The organism is Spirosoma sp. SC4-14 (assembly GCF_037201965.1).
In the GTDB taxonomy this organism is placed as follows: Bacteria; Bacteroidota; Bacteroidia; order Cytophagales; family Spirosomataceae; genus Spirosoma.
Map to the genome: position 1 here is coordinate 1900570 of NZ_CP147518.1, position 19405 is coordinate 1919974.

The 19405-nt window shown below is 46.1% G+C and carries 18 protein-coding genes and 1 pseudogene; 10 read left to right on the forward strand and 9 right to left on the reverse strand.

Features of this window, described 5'->3' with window-relative positions; translation table 11 throughout:
• Positions 1–40: 40 nt before the first annotated feature.
• The 4 genes from WBJ53_RS07670 to WBJ53_RS07685 all read left to right on the forward strand — a co-directional run bounded on the left by WBJ53_RS07670 (position 41) and on the right by WBJ53_RS07685 (position 5614).
• A complete protein-coding gene (locus WBJ53_RS07670; protein ID WP_338875485.1) occupies positions 41–1681 on the forward strand; it encodes a SusD/RagB family nutrient-binding outer membrane lipoprotein in 1641 nt (546 codons plus the stop codon).
• A 248-nt stretch (positions 1682–1929) separates the two neighbouring features.
• Positions 1930–3186 carry a hypothetical protein gene (locus WBJ53_RS07675; RefSeq protein WP_338875486.1) on the forward strand — a complete coding sequence of 419 codons (1257 nt, stop codon included), beginning with the start codon at positions 1930–1932 and terminating at the stop codon, positions 3184–3186.
• 126 nt (positions 3187–3312) lie between these two features.
• Positions 3313–4674: a PhoPQ-activated protein PqaA family protein gene (locus WBJ53_RS07680; protein WP_338875487.1), complete on the forward strand. Its 1362-nt coding sequence runs from the start codon at positions 3313–3315 to the stop codon at positions 4672–4674.
• Between the two features lie 94 nt (positions 4675–4768).
• Positions 4769–5614 (forward strand): glycerophosphodiester phosphodiesterase family protein, encoded by an 846-nt coding sequence (locus WBJ53_RS07685; RefSeq protein WP_338875488.1) that lies wholly within the window; start codon positions 4769–4771, stop codon positions 5612–5614.
• Between the two features lie 69 nt (positions 5615–5683).
• Here WBJ53_RS07685 and WBJ53_RS07690 read toward each other — a convergent pair whose 3' ends face one another.
• The 5 genes from WBJ53_RS07690 to WBJ53_RS07710 form a co-directional block, all read right to left on the reverse strand.
• A complete protein-coding gene (locus WBJ53_RS07690; protein WP_338875489.1) occupies positions 5684–6067 on the reverse strand; it encodes a DUF1398 family protein in 384 nt (127 codons plus the stop codon).
• A gap of 71 nt (positions 6068–6138) precedes the next feature.
• A complete protein-coding gene (locus WBJ53_RS07695; protein WP_338875490.1) occupies positions 6139–6921 on the reverse strand; it encodes a helix-turn-helix domain-containing protein in 783 nt (260 codons plus the stop codon).
• A 188-nt stretch (positions 6922–7109) separates the two neighbouring features.
• The gene (locus WBJ53_RS07700) at positions 7110–7343 is read right to left on the reverse strand and encodes a YdeI/OmpD-associated family protein (RefSeq protein WP_338875491.1); all 234 of its coding nucleotides are present in this window, start codon (positions 7341–7343) and stop codon (positions 7110–7112) included.
• A 251-nt stretch (positions 7344–7594) separates the two neighbouring features.
• On the reverse strand, positions 7595–10132 hold the full coding sequence (locus tag WBJ53_RS07705) for a COR domain-containing protein (RefSeq protein ID WP_338875492.1): 2538 nt from the start codon (positions 10130–10132) through the stop codon (positions 7595–7597).
• Between the two features lie 36 nt (positions 10133–10168).
• Positions 10169–11299 (reverse strand): transposase, encoded by a 1131-nt coding sequence (locus WBJ53_RS07710; RefSeq protein WP_338868327.1) that lies wholly within the window; start codon positions 11297–11299, stop codon positions 10169–10171.
• Between the two features lie 280 nt (positions 11300–11579).
• Here WBJ53_RS07710 and WBJ53_RS07715 point away from each other — a divergent pair, with 280 nt between their 5' ends.
• From WBJ53_RS07715 to WBJ53_RS07735, 5 genes are all read left to right on the forward strand, one after another.
• Positions 11580–12173 carry an IS5 family transposase gene (locus tag WBJ53_RS07715; protein ID WP_338875493.1) on the forward strand — a complete coding sequence of 198 codons (594 nt, stop codon included), beginning with the start codon at positions 11580–11582 and terminating at the stop codon, positions 12171–12173.
• A gap of 346 nt (positions 12174–12519) precedes the next feature.
• Positions 12520–12891 carry a winged helix-turn-helix domain-containing protein gene (locus WBJ53_RS07720; protein WP_338875494.1) on the forward strand — a complete coding sequence of 124 codons (372 nt, stop codon included), beginning with the start codon at positions 12520–12522 and terminating at the stop codon, positions 12889–12891.
• A 10-nt stretch (positions 12892–12901) separates the two neighbouring features.
• Complete coding sequence (locus WBJ53_RS07725) at positions 12902–13426, forward strand: IS630 family transposase (protein WP_338877169.1); 525 nt, start codon at positions 12902–12904, stop codon at positions 13424–13426.
• Between the two features lie 1025 nt (positions 13427–14451).
• Positions 14452–15471: an NAD(P)H-binding protein gene (locus WBJ53_RS07730; protein WP_338875495.1), complete on the forward strand. Its 1020-nt coding sequence runs from the start codon at positions 14452–14454 to the stop codon at positions 15469–15471.
• A gap of 115 nt (positions 15472–15586) precedes the next feature.
• Positions 15587–15931, forward strand: a complete 345-nt coding sequence (locus WBJ53_RS07735; protein WP_338875496.1) for a DUF4260 domain-containing protein — start codon at positions 15587–15589, stop codon at positions 15929–15931.
• A 21-nt stretch (positions 15932–15952) separates the two neighbouring features.
• On the opposite strand, the gene WBJ53_RS07740 is transcribed toward WBJ53_RS07735, so the two are convergent.
• The 4 genes and pseudogenes from WBJ53_RS07740 to WBJ53_RS07755 all read right to left on the reverse strand — a co-directional run bounded on the left by WBJ53_RS07740 (position 15953) and on the right by WBJ53_RS07755 (position 18334).
• On the reverse strand, positions 15953–16996 hold the full coding sequence (locus WBJ53_RS07740; RefSeq protein ID WP_338875497.1) for an AraC family transcriptional regulator: 1044 nt from the start codon (positions 16994–16996) through the stop codon (positions 15953–15955).
• Between the two features lie 14 nt (positions 16997–17010).
• Complete coding sequence (locus WBJ53_RS07745) at positions 17011–17262, reverse strand: Uma2 family endonuclease (RefSeq protein WP_338875498.1); 252 nt, start codon at positions 17260–17262, stop codon at positions 17011–17013.
• 11 nt (positions 17263–17273) lie between these two features.
• A pseudogene (locus WBJ53_RS07750) lies at positions 17274–17588 on the reverse strand (Uma2 family endonuclease); the annotation flags it as partial.
• The gene (locus WBJ53_RS07755) at positions 17585–18334 is read right to left on the reverse strand and encodes a helical backbone metal receptor (protein ID WP_338875499.1); all 750 of its coding nucleotides are present in this window, start codon (positions 18332–18334) and stop codon (positions 17585–17587) included. The pseudogene WBJ53_RS07750 and the gene WBJ53_RS07755, both read right to left, overlap by 4 nt.
• A gap of 123 nt (positions 18335–18457) precedes the next feature.
• Here WBJ53_RS07755 and WBJ53_RS07760 point away from each other — a divergent pair, with 123 nt between their 5' ends.
• Positions 18458–19282, forward strand: a complete 825-nt coding sequence (locus WBJ53_RS07760; protein ID WP_338875500.1) for a GLPGLI family protein — start codon at positions 18458–18460, stop codon at positions 19280–19282.
• Positions 19283–19405 lie beyond the last annotated feature (123 nt).

Here is a 19405-nt window from a genome sequence, read left to right on the forward strand (position 1 = left end):
CGTGGGGTATCCCCACGCCATCTACAAAAATCATTCAGCCATGAACAATTTAGTTAAAAAGAGTACGGCCTTACTCGTTCTGGTATTCTCGTTCTTTTCCTGTAAAGACCTGTCAGAACTAAACATAAACCCGAACGGTATTGAACCCGATGTGGTGAATCCAAACCTGGTTCTACCTACGGTGCTTACCGAAACCGCTAAGGCATACGTAAACCTGGGCTTTCAGGATATCGCGGGTGTGGTGCAACACACTCAGAAAGACGCCTGGTTTAGCGGCCATAACGACTACGATTGGGGTGGCGACCAAAGCTGGACGCCCTATTACGATCTGCTCCGCAACAACGATCTGCTCTATCAGCGGGCGGTGGCTCTGAATCTGGAGTATCATCAGGGCGTGGCGCTGGTGATGAAATCCATGATTTTTGGATTGATCACCGACCTGTGGGGCGATGCACCTTATACCAATGCACTAAAAGGAGAATTGGGCGGTGCCGATTATATTACGCCAAAGTACGACGACCAGCAAACGATTTATGCTGGTATTCTGGCCGATCTGGACAAAGCAGCAACCTTGCTGTCGAAGCCTAAAGCATCTTATTCGAGCATTGCCGAGAATACAGATTTTTATTACAGTGGCGACCCTGCTAAATGGCAGAGAATGGCTAATTCGCTGAAGCTACGTTACCTGATGCGGATTTCGGCCAAGCAGCCCGATGTGGCCAAAGCCGGTATCGAAAAAATTGTTGCCAATCCAACGCAATACCCAATTATCGACGATGCTTCTTACGATGCAACTATGGCGTATGTTGGTAATAATTCGGGCGATTCGTGGCCTTCGAATACGGTATTCGATATAAGTGGTAGCAACTACCGCCGGATTAAAATGTGCTCGACACTGGTGAAGCCAATGGAAGCAACCAGTGATCCGCGACTGGCAATCTGGGCTAAAAAAGTTGAAATTCCACTGGCAGTCGATGCAACACTACCAACCGGGACGGATAAAATTGTGAATGGAGTTCGTTACCTATCGCCCGATAAAGTGGGTAGTACCGCTATCGATACCGACCCAAACTACGTAGGCTTGCCCCCGAGTGTATCGCAGCTACCGTCGGGCTATAACTTCAACCCAACACCGGGCCAAACCTCATACAACCCGCACGTTTCGTATCTGAACGAAATCTATACACAGGCCAAAGGTACATTGCTGAAAGCCCGGTTGATTTCGGCGGCCGAAGTACATTTTATTCTGGCCGAAGCGGCACTGAAAGGCTGGGCTGCCGGCGATGCCAAAACCCACTACGAAGCAGGGGTGAAAGCATCGCTGACCGCCTGGGGACTAACCAGCAGCTACACAGCTTTTATTGCGCAGAAAGGAGTGGCTTATGCAGGTACGCTGGAACAGATTATGGGCCAGAAATGGATTGCGAGCTGGACAGCCGCCACCGAAGCCTGGTTCGACTATCGCCGTACTGGCCTACCCGCATTGGCTCCCGGACCTGTTGCTAAACGGAAAGCCTTGCCGTTGCGATTCTATTACATGCGTGATGAATTGAACCTGAATAAAAGTAATTCGGGGGTAGCTATTGAAAAACTGGAAACCACCGCAAACTCACAATCCGACGGTAAAAACAGCGCCTGGTCGAAAGGGTGGCTGGTTCAGGGAACAGGTAAGCCCTGGTAGTTGGAAAATAGGTATTCGGTATTCGGTATACGGTGGCTGACGCCTGCTTTTACTTGCGTCAACTGCCATATACCGAATATTTCAGTTTTTGGCAAAATTATTTGTCCACAGAGACACAGAGATACAGAGGTATACAGCTTTAGTAGGCATATCGAAACCGCTCAATTGCTCTGTGGACAAATAAACAAATCTGATTCTGCTTAATCAGTGATTAAGCAATGTTTGGTTTCTCGCTTAATAAGTCATGTATGAAAACGCTTACTGTCTTACTTGTATTCCTGTCGCTTGCCAGAACTGCCATTTCGCAGGATTTCAGGGCAGGAGCAGCCGTCAGACTCATTACGCCCGATCCGTTACTGCCCGTTTCGGGAGGCATAGGTACGCCCAAAAAAGCAGTAGAGAAAAAGGGTGATCTGTATATAAGAGCCTGCGTTTTCGAGAAAGGCAGTACGCGCATTGCCATTGTTAGTGTCGATAATCTGGGCTGGCCATCGGTGCTGGGCAACAAGTCGCGGGCGTTGATTAAGGGCATACCACCCGAAAATATTCTGATCTGTGCGACGCACACCCATAGCGGGCCCGATGCCTATGGATTTCCGAACGAAAAAGGAGAAGCCTTTGCCGATCTGAGCTATCTCGACAAATGTGTTCATGCCGTTGCCGATGCAGTGAATGAAGCCACCCGAAATCTGGGACCGGCTTCCCTGAAAATTGGGGTCGGTGAAGCCAAAGGTCAAATTGCCTATAACTATTACGCTCCCGATCTCTATGATCCGCGTTGTGGCGTAATTCAGGCCATAGCTACCTCGGGAAAACCAATTGTTACCCTGGTAAACTATGCAATTCATCCCGAAGTGATTGGTTCGGGCCGTGGAATCCTCAGCCCGGATTTGTGCGGACCACTGTGTAGTCGGATCGAAGCAAAAACCGGTGGCATGGCCATGTTTGTGAATGGCGCCCAGGGAGGCATGGTAACGGCCGATAACCGTCGGGAAGGAGGCAAAGAAGCCAATACGTGGGAAGAATGTATTCGTATCGGCGAACTGCTGGCCGACGAAGCCCTGCGAATTATAGCCCCTGCCGACACTCAGTCGAGTCCGGCGCTGTTTTGTACCGTTCGAAATATAGCATTCCCCATTGAATCGAACGTTATGAAATATATTGTCAAGAACTCGCCGTTGCATTATGATGTAGCCGCGGGCGATAAGGTAGTCGCCCAGGTAAATCTGCTCGACATTGGCACGGCCCAGATTCTGACCATTCCGGGCGAAGCATTGCCCAATATTGGTTTTTACCTGAAACGGCATATGCACACAAAAGCCCCGTTCTTATTCGGACTAACCAACGACGCTTTTGGCTATATGTTGACAAAGGTCGATTTCAACAGCTTCAAACGCTATGAATACGTTAGCCGAACCAGTTTAGGTGAAAATACGGCCGAAATTTATATGGACGAAGCCCTGAAACTCATTGCCAGTTCGCCGAAAGCCGATGGGTATAAATGAATTATTTTTCCACCAGGATTCACTGGATTTGCAGGGTTTGTTTAGTCCAAAAAGGAATAAGAATCAATCCTGTCCATCCTGAAAATCCTGCCGAAAAAAACACCTAGCATAAACGTTAATAACTCAATGAAATCTTATCTATTAAAAACTCTTGTCCTGATTACTTTTGTTGGGGCACTTTTTGCGTTCGAATTTCCTAAACCAACCGATGGGGTAACGCCATCGACAGCGCTGGAAAGTTATCTGCATAATGGCGATAATTCGTTCAAATGGGAAATTAAAGATACCCACACCTATGGCGACATCACGGCCTACGAAGTGCTGCTGACTTCGCAGAAATGGCGCGAGTTTACCTGGAAACACCAGCTATCGGTGCTGGTTCCAAAAGAGGTTAACTACGACGGCGCGTTGCTGTTTATCACAGGCGGATCGGTAAAAAATGGCGAACCAAACTGGAACGGACACGACGATAAATTTAACCGCGCAATCAGTACGGTGGCTACGGCAAACAAGGCGATTGTGGCCGTTCTTCGGCAAACACCCAACCAGCCTTTATTCGATAATCTGACCGAAGATGCTCTGATTTCGTACACGCTGCATCAGTTCAAAAAAGATGGTGATTATACGTGGCCGTTGCTGTTCCCGATGGTGAAAAGTGCCGTTCGGGCAATGGATGCTGTGCAGGAACTGAGCAAACAAACGCTGCATAAAGACATTAACCGGTTTGTGGTATCGGGCGCTTCCAAGCGGGGCTGGACGACCTGGCTCACCGGTGCGAGCGATAAGCGGGCCGTGGCCATTGCACCAATGGTGATCGATGTACTGAATATGCCGGTCAATCTGGACTATCAGATGAAAATCTGGAATAAATACAGTGAGCAAATCGAAGACTACGTAAAGTTGGGCATTCCGCAGACGGTTCATAGCAAAGAGGGCAGTGCAGTTACCGAAATGATCGACCCGTATTCGTATCGCAAAAAGTTAACCATGCCCAAAATGATCTTTATGGGAACGAACGACGAATACTGGACCGTTGATGCCATCAAGAATTATATTGGCCAGATTCCGGGCGAAAACTACATTCATTATGTGCCGAATGTGGGGCATGAGCTGGGCGACAAGCGGCAGGCGCTGGAAGCCTTGAGTGCGTTCTTCGGCAATACGCTGGCCAGGAAACCGTATCCAGCTTGCCAGTGGACGGTAACGACAACGAAAAAAGGACTCGATCTCAACATAAAAACTACCGCCGACAAGCTCGAAAATGTGACGGTCTGGTCGGCCAATTCGACGGATATGATTTTCCAGGATGAAAAATGGGAGGGTAAAAGCCTGGATATTAAAAACAAAGACAGGATTTCTCTGACAGAAGTTTATCCAGCGTCGGGCTATCGGGCTTTTTATGTCGATCTGAAATACAAAGCACCTACGGGCGGAACCTACACCGAAAGCACCCGTATGTTTATGACCGATACGAAAGAGTTGAAATAGTCTGGACCATTTACGGTTTAAAGTTTATGGTTGCGCTGCTTATCGGTATACATCCTTCTTCTGCGGAGCAACCATAAATCATCTCCTCAATTTTATGATCAGAAAACTAATGCTGGCAGGCTTGTTAATGGCTTGCTGGATACGTGGATTTTCTCAACAAACAGCGCAGGCAATCCGGCAGCGTTTTAGCGATCCGGCTACGGTACTGGTAGCGGCTCATCGGTCTGTTCATAATCACTATCCCGAAAATTCATTGCCTGCTTTTCAGGCGGCTTTGGATGCGGGTGTCGACATTATCGAAACAGATGTGAAAGTAACGAAAGATGGTATACCGGTGCTGATGCACGACCGAACCATTAACCGAACAACCAACGGAAAGGGCGACCCCGAAACCTATACCTATGCTGAGTTGAATCAGTTTTTTCTGAAAGATGCGCAGGGACAACTGACCGCCTATAAAATTCCGACGCTCGACGAGTTGTTACGGCTAACGAAAGGCAAAATCCTGATCGATCTGGATATGAAAACAGATAAGCTCGATCCGGTGTTGCAGGTAATCCGGAAAACCGGCACCGAAAAACAGGTGATCTTTTTCGACGACGATGTGACGATGCTGAAGCGCGTGGAGCAGGCTGATCCCGACTATATGCTCATGCCAAGAGCCCATTCGCAGGCAACAGCCGATAGTTTACTGACGCTGTTCAGGCCCGAAGTGGTGCACATTGATTTTACGTTTTATAATCCGACTGTTACAAGCCTGATTAAACAGAACAAAGCCCGAGTCTGGATCAATGCATTGGGCGAACCCGATCGGTTGCTGAAGTCGGGTCAAACCGATCAGGCAATGGCCCGTTTGCTGGGCAACGGGGCAAACATTATCCAGACCGATGAGCCAGAGTTGTGGTTGAAAACCCTGAAAGCAAAGCGGCTGCATCCATAACTTAGCTTCTTGCTGAGAAAAGTAAGCAACCCGCCTGGTTTCAGGCGGGTTGCTGTGTTACTAAGCCTGTCAATTGATCGGTATCAATTCGTCATAACTACCGCCAATTCCTATGTAAACAACGCGTTTAGAAGGACCAGTCAGAATGGCATCGTAGAACCGTACGCCTGCTTCGGCAATATCGGTCATGAACGTTGGGTAATCTGTTTTCCCCTGCTGATTGTCGCGAATGGCTTTGATGGTCAATTCCTGACTGAAGGTGTTGGCAATAGGCCGTGGATTTGCGGTCTTTGCATGAATCGCTGTTTGCCCATTAGGGAGATGATACAGAATAATACCGGACGAAACGTCGACCGTATAGGACTGAACGCTGGCTTCTATAAGTTTCTGAGCCAGATCGGGATAGGTGCGGGCGGTGGCGTAGGCCTGATGGATTTTGTCGAGTGCATTCATTGATAACGGCTTTGTTTTTGTGTTACAAATGTCTGCACGGATGGGACCATATGATTGTAAAAAATCGTTTTTCAGATTGGCCGCTTTACCCTATTTTCTTTCAGGAACTCAAGCGGTGCAAGGCCCGTAAAAGCTTTAAACTCCTTATTGAAATGCGCCTGATCGAAGTAGCCCGCTTCAAAGCCGATGTCAGTAAGGTTACTCCCCAAAGCAAGGCTTTTCAGGGTATGTTTAATCCGAACCAGCGTGGCGAATTTTTTTGGTGAAGCCCCCACAACTTGCCGGAAACGCTTTTCGAGCGGACTCTGACTGATACACAGGTGATGGGCCAGTTCTTTCATTCGGATCGTACCATTTGTTTGGTGAATGATGTCGATAGCGGCCCGAACAAGCCGGTCTGTTGGTGTATTGTGCAAGTGCGAGAGCAGAAACCGTTCGGTGATAGCAATTCGCTGCTGATCGGTAGGGGCTTCGGCCAGTTGCTCTTCCAGTCGTTGCAGGGTAGAAGCCGTTATGAAATGATCGAGCGAAACACTCTGGCGAAATAGCTCGTGCAGTGGTTCACGAAAAAAGGAAGCGGCTCCTGTTTCTGTAAAGACAATCAATACGGTGCCGATGTGGCGGGAGTTGCTGAAAATCCGAAACGAATCCATCAGACCCGTAATGCCTGATGTGGCCAGCGGAATAAGTGTGTTGTTGCCATGATAGGCCAGACGCCCACGGTATTGAATCCCGATCACTACCGACGTGTCGGGCAGTATTTTGTATGTCTGTTCGTGGGCGGTTTCAGAAATAATCAGGTGTCTGACGTAGGGCTGGAGTTGAGCGCAGGGCGTGTAAACCTGATAGTTCATAGACCGGAGTGGGAGTAGGGATGTTAAGTGCTCTTTTTCAGCGCCGAAGGCGTGTCAGGATTATAGTAAAAAAGAATTCTAAGCCCCTGTTTTGAGCCCTGAAAGGGTGAAATAATTTCACCCTTTCAGGGCTCAAAACAGGGTGTACGTCCCCTTTTCTTAACAGCTCTGGGTGAAGGGAGTGTTGGCTATTTATGGGCAGAACGTTTCTGATTGCCCAGAAGTGCCTCAATCGTTTTGAGGATTCGTTCTACTTTGGTTTCGTCGATTTTGGCCGAATAAATCCAGTCGATATAAGCTTTCTGCTGCGCATCCGTACAGGCCAGAAAAGCGTCGTAGGCGGGCGGTTCATCCATGAGGCAGTCGCGCAGTTCGTCGGGTAGCTCTTGTGGGTTGTTGTCGGCATGGAGCACAATATGCACCCAATCGCCCTCTTTCGAGTCTTATGATGCATAGAGGCCGATTTTATTATCACAATTTTGTAATGACCGCCAGTTTGCTATAATTTGAAACGCACCGAAATGATGGCATCAATAAAGGTTAAGTAAATGAGGGGATTAGTGATTGAGCGACTGAGTAAATAATTGCTTGATAATAAACGATTTAGTTTACTCGATAGTCCAATTTGATTCTGCGTAACTGCTTAAATTATTGAAATAAGCTTTTAATTTAATTATGCATAATTCATGTCTAGAAAAAAATGATAGATAGAAGTTATGTTATCGTTTACTTTATATTTGGTTCTCCCAATTTTAAAATGAGCTCCATAGGAATAGTCGTCAGATAAATCATCAAAATTTCCAGTTAATGCAAATTTTGTATTAGCAGAAGTTGAAATAGCTTTGTATTTCTCCCATAAATCTATAAAATTGGTATTGTTTATATAGGCAATTATGAAATTACTTGACAAACCATTAGTATCATAGTTGAAAATCTTCTCAATATGAGAGTGAATTTTTGTTTTGTCAGCGTAAGATAGATTTAATCCTTCAAAGATACTAATTGTTAAACCATCACTGTTTTCTATCTTTATGTCAATTTCGCCTTGAGATTTATTAGATGGCGATGCCCCCCAGCGACTCTGATCTTTTGCATATATTCCTTTATTGTTTAATACATTTGTAATAAAGCCGTTTCTACTATCTTCATCATTTTGAATGTTTTTTTGTAAACCTTGTAATTGTGAGCATGCAGTTATCAGGTTTTCGAAGATCCTGTCATTGACTTTAAACCTATCGTATCCTTTCAGGAGTTCTACCACTCTAACATCTTCGGCGCTTTTATCGCAAGTAATTGTCCTCTTCTCTTTTCTCAAAAATCTTTTTAGAGTGGTATATGAAAAAAAATGTGGTACCTGAGATGTAGAGCATTCAGAGCAACAACAAGGAATCATTTCACGAAAATCTGTTTCCCTATCTAAGTTTAAAGAAGTAAATATTTCATTAAATTCTTTCCTTATTATTCCTAATACGGCCTCATTGTCATCACCCTGTACTAATACTTCGATTTTTCTGTTTATCGGATCTCCTATTATAAGCGCAGAGGATTCATCAAATCTATATATTAATCCATTTTTCCAAAATAAATTTTTTTCAATTGATATGAAGTTTCTGCAAATAAATCTAGGGATTATTCCGGCTGGCATAAACTTAAAATTATATTCGAATCTTAGTTGCGCTTTAATAAATCTAGGCCTTGGGTTAAAACTAAGATTAGGTATTAATAATTCAGGGATTATATAGTCATAGGACCCTACTAAGTTAAAGCACATCTCAAATCTTTCCATTAATTTTATCAATTCATTGTGTACTCCGTTGGGATAGGTTTCCAAATCCCAAATATTATTCAACTCAATCAATGAAAAGCGTCCGTACTGGTATTGAATTTGCTTATTATCAATAAGTTTATAGAATGCACTAGTGGCCCACTCCGGTTTTAGAATAACAATATTTTTCAATATTGGGTCTTTTTGAAAGTGTAATATATCTCCTAAATCGTGAAAATAATCACTTAGGAAATCAGCTCTTGTATTATATATGTCATACTGTGAGCATATATTTAAATATTGATCATAAGTAATAAAGTTTCTATTCAAATCCGAAAGCCTCTTTCTAATATCAATCCATACTTTAGGTAAACGCTCAGCAAAATGGGGGAGCTTTCTAAATGTATTTATTATACTTTCTTTTAATCTACTTATGCCTTGGTTAGTTAAACAGCTAGTGTGATGAAACGATATGATATTAGGGAAATTATGTTTTAAAGTACTTTCATCAATGGTTTTTATTCTTATATCTGATTTATTCATCACAATGATTACAGGACTATTCTCGCTTAAGGAGTTAATGATATTAAACCAATATTCAAACCCCTTATATTCTTCTTCTTTGCGTGCATCCCATACAAATACATATATTGATCTTTTTGTTAAAAAAAATTGATGAGTAGAATAATATATTTCTTGTCCGCCAAAATCCCAAATATTTAAGACAGCATTTATTGTTATTGAGTAGTTGTTTCTATATAATTCATCATCATCATCATCATCATCGTCATCGTCATCATCATCATCATTAAAATAGTCATTATCATCATTGTCAGAATAGTTGTCATAGTCCTCAGATTCTATGTCATATTCATTTAGAAAGTGATAATTTATAGCTTCTTCTTTTGTTAGAGAAATAGGAATTGGCCACTTGCCTATATTTATGCCGTGTGTTGTTTCTTCATTGCCTTCAATAAATATAAATTTTGAATCAGTGATTTTCTTCATTAATGATGTCTTTCCAACTTCTCCTTGGCCAACAAATAATAATTTTGCTTCAAGTAAACTGCTGGTATATTTTGAAAGGAGGATTTCTTTAAAATATGCATTAATTGCATTTGCTCCTTCTTCGATTATATATTTAGGAATTCCATTCAGTATGTAATTGCCATCCAAAATGACATCTTTGACTTCTTCCAAATAAAAAATATCTTCTGGTATCCTAGATATGTTATTATAAGATAAATCAAGTGTTTCTATAGGTAGATAACAAGGAAAATCAAATCCTATACCATTTGTATAATCAAATGTATTGTTGCTTAGATTTAAATAGGTCAATCTAATTAGTTGACCTATTTCAGTAGGTAATCGCGTTAGATAATTATTGCTTAAATCTAATTCTCTTAGGCATGTTAGTAAGCCGATTTCAGGCGGTAAGGCCCTCAATTGTAAACTACTAAGGTCAAGATAAGAGCTATTATCTCAGTGCTGGACATTGAAGAAAAAGATGCGGATAGGAATCTTCAGCGGCTTACTTAACTGCTTCATCAACCAATCTAAGAAATGTTCAATCGAGCTAAGCTGATTAACCACGCCTGAATAACCCTTGCGGAACACCGACTCCCGTGGCTGAAAGTTGCCCAATTCCTTCTTTTTCGGACGAAGCCGATGATACTGCCGAAAGCCTTCAGCGACACAGATCACGTATAACACGACGATAATGACCACTAACAGCCTAATTTTAGCCCAGTGCTGAACGCCCAGCTCTTCTACATGGAACCCATTGCTCTTCAAATGCTTGAACAGACACTCCGTGGTCCAGCGGATGCGGTAGCGCTCAACAACGACGTGTTTGGACCAGCTTAGATTACTGATCAAGAGCACCAAAGGGTCCGCACTTTGGGCGCCATCCTGATGAGACCGAGCTACAAACTGGTAGCGGTGGCCCTCCAGGGTAAACCACTGGCTGACGGTGCGGCCCCTTAAAGCTCGCTTGAGCAAAGCACTGTAGGCCTTGCCCCCGGCGCTAATAGCCTCTTTATAAGAATCTTTGGGTAAACGGATAATAAAGTTGAGGCCACTCTGGGTTAGAAACTGCAACCAGGCTTTACCCCCGTACTCACGATCCCCTAACAGGCAGAAGCCCTTCACGGGGTAGAGCTTCATGGCTTGCTGGAGCAAGCGTTTGCGCTGCTGCTGAGAAGAATGACCTTTCCTGGCCAAATCCATCCAGAATAAAGGCAGGCTCACCTGCCGATAGACCAGAGACAAAACCAACAACTGAATAGGTTGTTTACCTAGCTGCCAACTGGTAGCATCCAACGTTAGGTAAAGGCTCATGGAGCGGCCATCCCAGCGTTTGATATAGCCTAAGATCCACACCAGCAGCCACTTCCACAGCCTCCGCTGGGCCACTGGATGGTCAAAGAAGCGGGTAAGTCGGCGATAGTGCGAATCCGTCTGGGTGTGCTGATTACCTAGTAGTAGCCCCATGTGGTTCTTAAGCTTGTTAAGGTTGACGGTCTCCTTGATGAGGATGGCGCAGCCGATGGCGATGAGATTTTTCAGCAGAGTCGGTGAGAGATCCTGGCCAAAATCCTTAGCTTTGTCCAAAAGCGAGGAGTGGAATCTTGTTAAGTTGGTCACGCTACAAAACAAGCATTTGCCCTCGCTTTTTCCTATTCTACTCCCTCAATGTCCAGCACTGAGAGCTATTATCTCTTTCTGCTTCTCTAATTCTTTCTAATGCCACATTGGTAATTTGATCCATAAGCTACAATGTATATCGAATGTTTTCTTGGAATTATAGCTCCGTGAGTAGGTTTAGAACGTGTTGGGGAATTGAGAAAGGCTGAGAGTCGTGTCACCTTTGTAGCGACCAAGCAACAAGGATGTGACTAAACAGTTCAGTGTTCTGACCGACTCTCAATGGGCCGCAATTTCGCCCTTTCTTAACCTGAAACGCAAACGACAGCATGATTTACGGCAAATTATTAATGCCATTCTTTGGTTGTTGCGCTCGGGTGCTCAATGGAGGAATCTAGCTGGCCCTTGGCCCCATTGGCAGGCGGTTTATTACTATTTTGATCAGTGGAAATCTGATGGAACCTTTGAGAAAATTAATTTGGCTCTCAATAAGATGGACCGTCAACGATTTGGCAAAGAAGCATACCCATCGCTACTATGCATTGATTCACAGAGCGTTAAGCTGAGTCCAATGATCTGTGAGTACCGAGGATTAGACGTCTATAAGCGAGTGAATGGCCGCAAACGTCAGTTGGTTGTTGACACTCAAGGTCGTCTATGGGTAGCCCAAGTTCATTCAGCTGGGGATAGTGATGGATCGGCAGCAGTCCCGCTGATTAAAGATATACTTTGGACAGCCGGTGAGCGACTAGAAAAGGTGTTGGGTGATCAAGCTTACAACGGAATCTTTGCCCAAGCCTTAGGTGAGTGGAGCATTGAACGCTCCGGCGTCCCGGTTTGAAAAAGCTTCGCGGCCTGAATCCGCCCGCGGGTTTGTGCCAGTAGCCAAGCGCTGGGTCGTCGAACGGAGTATCGCCTGGACCAATTTCTTTCGACGGATCGTCAAAGATTATGAGTACACGCTATCTTCTTCGGTCAGTTGGTTGTACTTGGCTAACATTCAGATTATGCTACAGCGAATCGAACTAGGCAACCAAACATAATTCCCCAACACGTTCTTATAATATTTATATCTTGTTGTTAGTATGCCAAAATACAAACCAGCGGATTACGAAGTATTACGACGACGCTGTGTCGAACTCGATCAGGCGGGATGGAAGCAAGGGCCTATCGCCCAAGCACTCGGCTTGACTCAAGGATGGGTTAGTCAGACCCTAAAGAAATATCGTCAACAAGGACCCTCAGCCTTGCAGTGGCGCAAGCCTCCCGGAGCAGCCACTCGTTTGACGCCTGCTCAGCTTTGTCAGCTTGTTGAAGAACTTAACAAAGGAGCAGAGCATCAGGGCTTTGCGGGGGCAGTTTGGACAAGACCTCGTGTTAATGAAGTCATTAAGAAATTATTCGATGTCAGTTATGATCCATCGCAAGTCGGTCGGTTATTGAAGAAAGTAGGTTGGAGCCGCCAAAAGCCACAGGCTAAAGCCCGGCAGCAGGATGTACGGGCGGTAGCCCAATGGCGTCAAGAACGGCTACCTGAACTCAAAAAAAGCGAATGCTGAAGGGCGGGTTATTGTCTATGTCGATGAATCAGCTTGCTATCTTTTACCACTTTTAGCGCATACTTGGGCACCGTGCGGCCAAACACCAATGGTCATCGAACAAGCCGGTCGTTCACACTTGAGCTTGATTGCAGCTATTGCTCCTAATGGGCGCTTGTATGTAGGGGGACAAGATCAGCCTTTTACCAGCGAAGACATTGTGTGGTTTCTGGGCAAGCTTTGTAGCCGGTATCGAAAACGAGACTTGTTAGTGATCTGGGATGGCGCATCGATTCATCGTAGCGAAGCCGTTAAAGCCATGCTGCGGGCCAAGTCTGGTCGGATTCATTTGGAACGTTTACCAGCCTACAGTCCGGAACTTAACCCAGTCGAGCTATTCTGGAGTCACCTAAAACGAAGTTTAAAAAATCAGGTATTTACCAGCTTAGACGAACTCACAGTGGCCGTTTTGGAACAGATCAGACTTTTAGAGCAAGACCCAAAAATGGTGCAGGCATTCTTTCGTAAGAAAGAGATAGGTTTTATTACAAATTAGTTCACGTATCTATAACAAACATGTTCTTAGAATTCTAAGAACGTGTTTTGGGAATTGAAAAGGACTGGTAGTGGGGGTAACTTTATGGTCGCCAAACTACATAGTTATGACCAAACGGTGGGAGCCATTGACCGACTACCAGTGGAACGCAATTTCGCCTTTTTTTAATCTCCAACACAAGATGTAAGTACTATTTGCGTAAGATTCTCGATGGTATTTTGTGGCTGTTGCGCACAGGTAGTTAGTGGCGCAACATTCACCCCTGACCGGTTGCTATGGCAAGTAGTCTATTACTATTTTGGTCAGTGGAAGAAAGCGGGACTTTTCGAGAAGATGAATGCAACTCTCAACCAACTGGAGATCACTAGGCAGAGAATTTATGCATTGATACAAGTTAAATTATTGCCTAATCTACGAATACCAAGGTATGGATGCCCATAAACTTATCAATACGGGGCCGCCCGTGCGGACGCAAGCGCACCTTGGTCGTCAATGCGCAGGGGCACTTGTAGGTAGCTGATGTGGATGCAGCTCATGGGACCTTAGCAGTCCCTCTTGTTATTAGTATTTTGTGGCGATGTGGGGGTGGTTGGAAGAGGTTTTCGGGGATCTGGCCTATAATGGAGTATTTGCCGCTAAGTTAGCTACTTGGAGTATCGAGTTTGAGAAGGCATCGCGGCCTGAATCAGCCAAGGGCTTTTTACCCATAGCCAAGCGTTGGGTGGTTGAATGGAGTATCAGTTGGACTAATGGCTTCGTCTACCCGGTTCTTCCATTGGCTAGTGAAAGATTATGAATTTACCACGGTCCTGCGTCGGATGACAAAAATGATCTCGAACTAAAATCCTAAACAGCTTCATTGAATTTGTTGTATAGATTGTCTTATCGGACACGTGCGAAAATACGGTTCAAATGCGGCACTGCCTATTCAGATTTTCGTAATTGGTCAGTCGAATTGCGTGCTTTGTCAGCGACGCTCCGGCCGTTTCGCCGGACCTTTGTTGTGTACAAATAGCACAGCAATCATGAACTCAATCACGCATAAATCGTCTCCCGAAATTCTGGTCTTGGGCGCTACCGGTAGCATCGGTTATGCCGTAACCGTCAATCTGTTAGCACGCCAGTTTCCTGTTACTATCCTGGTTCGCAATCGGGCTAAAGCCGAAGCCTTGTTCCCGAATCAGCCAACGCTTACTATCGTTGAGGGCGATGCGCAGGATGCCGCGCTGCTTAACCAGTTGGCCATCGGTAAAGACTTTATTTTTCACGGCATCAATTACCCCTACAATAAGTGGTTTGGCAATATGGATACGGTTACGCAGAAGGTAATCGATGCGGCCACGAAGAACCAAGCCACAATTGTTTTTCCGGGTAACGTCTACAACTTCGGAAACACAAAAGAACCGATTCGCGAAGATAGTCTACCCAATCCGTGTACGCGCAAAGGCCAGCTTCGTGTTGCCATCGAGAGCATGATGGAGCAGGCTGCTAACGCGGGCCATTGTCGGGTAATCAATGTGCGGTTGCCAGATTTTTGGGGGCCTAACGTGCTGAACGAAGGTGTTGCGCCCATTTTTGAAAATGCTCTGAATGGGAAAGCCCTGCCGTGGGTAGCCAATGCCGACATTCCGCATCAGGCCGTATTTACCAGTGATGCCGCCGAAATTATTGCCCGCCTGATGCTGCGCGAATGGGAGAAACCAACTACCGCTGCCTATCAGGTATGGAACTACGGCGGCACAACCGTACCGTCGCTTCGTTCGTGGTTTACGCAAATCAGCCGTTTGGTCGGCAAACCGTTGAAGGTTGAGGTCTATAGCCGGTTGATGGTGACGGTGCTTGGCGTGTTTATGCCTGTTCTTCGGGAGGTGAAAGAGATGCTCTATCTGTATGAAAACACGATTCTGCTCGACGACAAAAAAGTGCGGACGCTCTTCCCCGATTTTACGCCAACGCCAATGGATGATGCCCTGACCGAAACGCTGGCCTGGTTTGCCGAGCATCGGCTCCATCGCTCCTTTGAGCCAGCTACCATTGCGGCCTGATTTTATCGGGAGTTTGGCAAAAGACCGTGCCACGGTTCTCTCATTATGCGCAAACTAACCGTGGCACGGTCTTTTGCCAAACCCCTGTTTATAAAACCATTATACCAACATACACATGAAAATCTTACTCAAATCCGAAGAATTGATTCAGTTTCTGGGCGCTATTTATCTGTTTTCCCGATTGCAGTTTGCCTGGTGGTGGTTTCCGGCGCTGATTCTGTTGCCCGACATAAGTATGATTGGCTATCTGATCAATCCGGCGGTAGGAGCGGTGCTCTACAACGTATTTCACCACAAAGGACTAGGCATCGTTATTGGTTTGCTGGGGCTGATGACCGGCAATCAGAACCTGATGCTGGTGGGCATTATTCTCTTCGCCCATTCGAGTATGGACCGCATGATGGGCTATGGCCTGAAATACCCCGATAGTTTTAAGCATACCAGTCTGGGGATGTTGTGAGCCAACAGTCCTAGACCAATACTACGCGGCCTGATTGAGCCGGAACGCGCCCGGCGTAACGCCCGTCCATTTTTTGAACGACCGGAAAAAAACGCTCGGTTCGGCAAAGCCCAGCAGGTAGGCGATGTCGGTAGTGCTTAGGTTCGGTTCCCGCAGGTGCTGAATGGCCAGCTCTTTCCGGGTTTCGTCCAGCAGTTGCTGATACGTAGTGCCTTCGTCTTTCAGGTGCAGTTGTAAAGTTCTGACGCCCATTGCCAGCCGGTCGGCGACGGTGGCCAGTGTAGGCTCTTCACCTTTCATTAAACTGACAATTTCGGCTTTAACCCGGCTGCTCAGTGAAGGCGTTTTGAGCCGATTCAGCAATCCGGTTGCGTGTTGCTCAAACATGGCCGAAAGGCTTGGATTGGCATTCAGCACGGGCGTATCGAGCAGCGATGCATCGAATACCATAGCCGTAACATCGGCATCGAACGTCAGATGGGCCGGCGCAAATACGCGCTGGTGTTCGCTACTATCGATTGGACGGGGATAGGCAAACCGAATTTCACCGGGCGAAATGGGTAAACCCGTCAGAGCCCGAATAGCCGACTGATACACCGACAGTTCGGAGTTGAGAGCATATTCGGGATAAATAATGTCCGGGCTGATAAGGTGTAGCGATAATACAAATAACTGGCTACTGCTACCGTCGGGCTTGCTGGTATGAATTGTTTGTCCCTTTGTCAGTACGCCTTCGCAAACAATATCCTGATATTGACATAGCTTTTCGAAAGCTTTCCCTAATGTAGGGCAGTGCATCATTACATACGCCAACACGCCTACTGCCACCGGATTGATCATTTCGCCCAGTTTCAGCGCAATGGTCGGGTCGCCCGTAACCGCAATGACTTCGCGCCAGAGCGCCTGCACCTGCCGAATCAGAACACGGCCATCGGGGTCGCGAAGCTGTTCGGGAGCGATGCCTACCGAGCGGGCCAGTTGATCGGTGTCGGCACCGCGTTGCCGGGCTGCAAACAGGATGATATTGACCGAAGAAACCGATAGCGTATGGCTGGCTGTAGGCATGGGGCAAGCGTTAATTATTCGAAAAGTCGTTCGTGCGAAATAGTCAGATCCGGGAAAATCCGGCAGGGAATATCGGTCGATTCATAGACATCGACAAGTGCATACTGACCATCTTCCAGAACGTAAACGTTGACCGCTTTTTCTTTCGGTTGCACGATCCAGTACTCCCGCACGCCTGCTTCTTCATACAGATTATACTTCTCGTTGAAATCGTTTTTAGCCGTTCCGACGTAATTTCGATAACCCAATCGGGAGCGCCCAGACAACCGTCTTCATCTAATTTTGAGAGATCACATATTACACAAATGTCTGGCTGCACAACCGTATAAATCTGATTAGGAGTCTTACGATTTTGAACAGGAAGACGGACATCAAAAGGAGCATCGTAAACTTTGAATGTCTTGTCCTCAAAGTATTTCAACAAAGCAAACTCCAGATTTATGGAAGCATCCTGGTGTTTTCGTTTCGGAACTGGCGACATCCTGTACAATTTCCCCTTAATCAATTCAACGCTTTCGTCGAATTGCCATTTCAGGTAATCGGCATAGGTATAGGTGCCGTTCGAATCGAGCTGAGTTATATCGGTGATCATGACTGTTGCCGGACAATTTCAGTATGCAAGTTCCTAAAATAGTCGCTGGCTCGCAATAACCGACTGCCGTACCACGAAAACACTTCGCCATCGACCAGCACGACGGTAGCTGAAGGGCAAATAGCCTTAAACTCGTCAATATGTTTTTGCGTGAACGGGTACGGTTCCGACGATAGAAAAATCAGATCGGGCTGAGCGGTTGATAACGTTTCGGGGTTAATTTCCGGGTAGCGGGTTTGTGCTGCAAATACGTTCGTAAATCCCGCCATAGTTAGCATTGAGTCGATAAATGTATGGCTGGCGGCCGCCATGTAGGGTTTTCGCCAGATAAAATAGGCAACCGTTTTCCGGAGCGATTGGGGCGCAGGATAAAGGGTTTGGCTGATTTGGTTGGCCAGCGCATCGGCTTCCGAACGTTTGCCAACCAGCGTGCCTATTTCCCGAATCATCGTGAGTGCATCGGCTATGGTTGCAACATCGCTGACATAAACCGGGTATTGTTGTTGTAAGTACTCAACTTCTTGGCGGGTATTTTCTTCTTTATTGGCAATGATCAGATCGGGCTTTAGCGCATGAATCCGATCCATATGCAGCGTTTTGGTGCCGCCCATACTGGGCTTGCTATGAACTTTGTCGGCGGGGTGGATACAGAACTTTGTAATACCTGCTATTTCGGCATCGAGACCCAGGTCGAAGAGGAGTTCCGTTTGCGACGGAACCAGCGAAATAATGCGTTGAGGAGCCATAAATTGGGCATTCAGTATTCAAAATTACGTCTTTAGCGCCTGTTTTGTGCCATTTAGCAAATCTGATCGTATTAATACGAATTTATGTGCAACTTTTACAGAGTACATTTCCTCATTACGGATATGAAAGCGCAACTAATTTATCTTACTATAGCTGGTGTAATAGCCTTATATTCAGGAGCTACAGCTCAAACGTCTCAACCAACTTCGGGTACCATCACCTACGAAGGTCTACGCCAGTTCGACCGTTCGCAGATGCGGATGAATATGAATGGACAGGATGTTCGGCCGGGGAGTGCCGATGCACCCGAGGGGGCACCGGATGTGATTTCGTTTACGCAGAAACTGGTGTTTTCGGGAACAATGGCTAAAGAGCAGCGCGACCGTCCGCAGAATATGATGATGCGCCGACGAATGGGCGACGACAACTCGGGAAATGCGGGTGGTGCTCCGCGACCAATGCGTATGACCCCGCCGTTCGACCAGCAAACATATCTGGATATGGGTAATCGGAAACGAATCGACGTGATGACTGTAACCCGCGATTCGGTCCAGCAGGTGTATCGGGCCGAGCGCCCAATGCCAACCGCAACCGACTGGCAAACCAGCGAAAAGACAAAAAAAATAGCTGGTTATGTTTGCCATAAAGCTACCGCTACCCGCCGGAAAGAAACCTATACGATCTGGTATACCACCGATCTGCCTTTTACCTACTCGCCCGTAGCCGATCTGACGCCACCCACTGGTGTGGTTCTGCAAATCGAGTCGGATAGTGAATCGTATAAAGCAACGGGTCTGACGAGTGGTGCTGTCGATGTAGTGGCTGTTGAACCTCCTGCCAATGCGAAAACCATTACATCAGAAGAAATGGAGCAGATTCGCCGGAAAGCAATGGCCGATTTTCGCCAGCGTATGATGTCGTCTATGCCCGGTTCCGGCCGAAATTAGTCAATGGAAATTGGACATTGGTACAACAGACCTAAAAGGTTTCAAAAACCTTTTAGGTCTCGTCTGGCCCGACCTGGTTCATAGCCCATGATGCCAACCCCCGCAACCAATAACCAATTATTA

Excerpts from the sequence above, each read along its gene's own strand:
- WBJ53_RS07670 (WP_338875485.1), top strand. The coding sequence starts at position 41 with ATGAACAATTTAGTTAAAAAGAGTACGGCCTTACTCGTTCTGGTATTC.
- WBJ53_RS07675 (WP_338875486.1), top strand. The coding sequence starts at position 1,930 with ATGAAAACGCTTACTGTCTTACTTGTATTCCTGTCGCTTGCCAGAACT.
- WBJ53_RS07680 (WP_338875487.1), top strand. The coding sequence starts at position 3,313 with ATGAAATCTTATCTATTAAAAACTCTTGTCCTGATTACTTTTGTTGGG.
- WBJ53_RS07685 (WP_338875488.1), top strand. The coding sequence starts at position 4,769 with ATGATCAGAAAACTAATGCTGGCAGGCTTGTTAATGGCTTGCTGGATA.
- WBJ53_RS07690 (WP_338875489.1), bottom strand. The coding sequence starts at position 6,067 with ATGAATGCACTCGACAAAATCCATCAGGCCTACGCCACCGCCCGCACC.
- WBJ53_RS07695 (WP_338875490.1), bottom strand. The coding sequence starts at position 6,921 with ATGAACTATCAGGTTTACACGCCCTGCGCTCAACTCCAGCCCTACGTC.
- WBJ53_RS07730 (WP_338875495.1), top strand. The coding sequence starts at position 14,452 with ATGAACTCAATCACGCATAAATCGTCTCCCGAAATTCTGGTCTTGGGC.
- WBJ53_RS07735 (WP_338875496.1), top strand. The coding sequence starts at position 15,587 with ATGAAAATCTTACTCAAATCCGAAGAATTGATTCAGTTTCTGGGCGCT.
- WBJ53_RS07740 (WP_338875497.1), bottom strand. The coding sequence starts at position 16,996 with ATGCCTACAGCCAGCCATACGCTATCGGTTTCTTCGGTCAATATCATC.
- WBJ53_RS07755 (WP_338875499.1), bottom strand. The coding sequence starts at position 18,334 with ATGGCTCCTCAACGCATTATTTCGCTGGTTCCGTCGCAAACGGAACTC.
- WBJ53_RS07760 (WP_338875500.1), top strand. The coding sequence starts at position 18,458 with ATGAAAGCGCAACTAATTTATCTTACTATAGCTGGTGTAATAGCCTTA.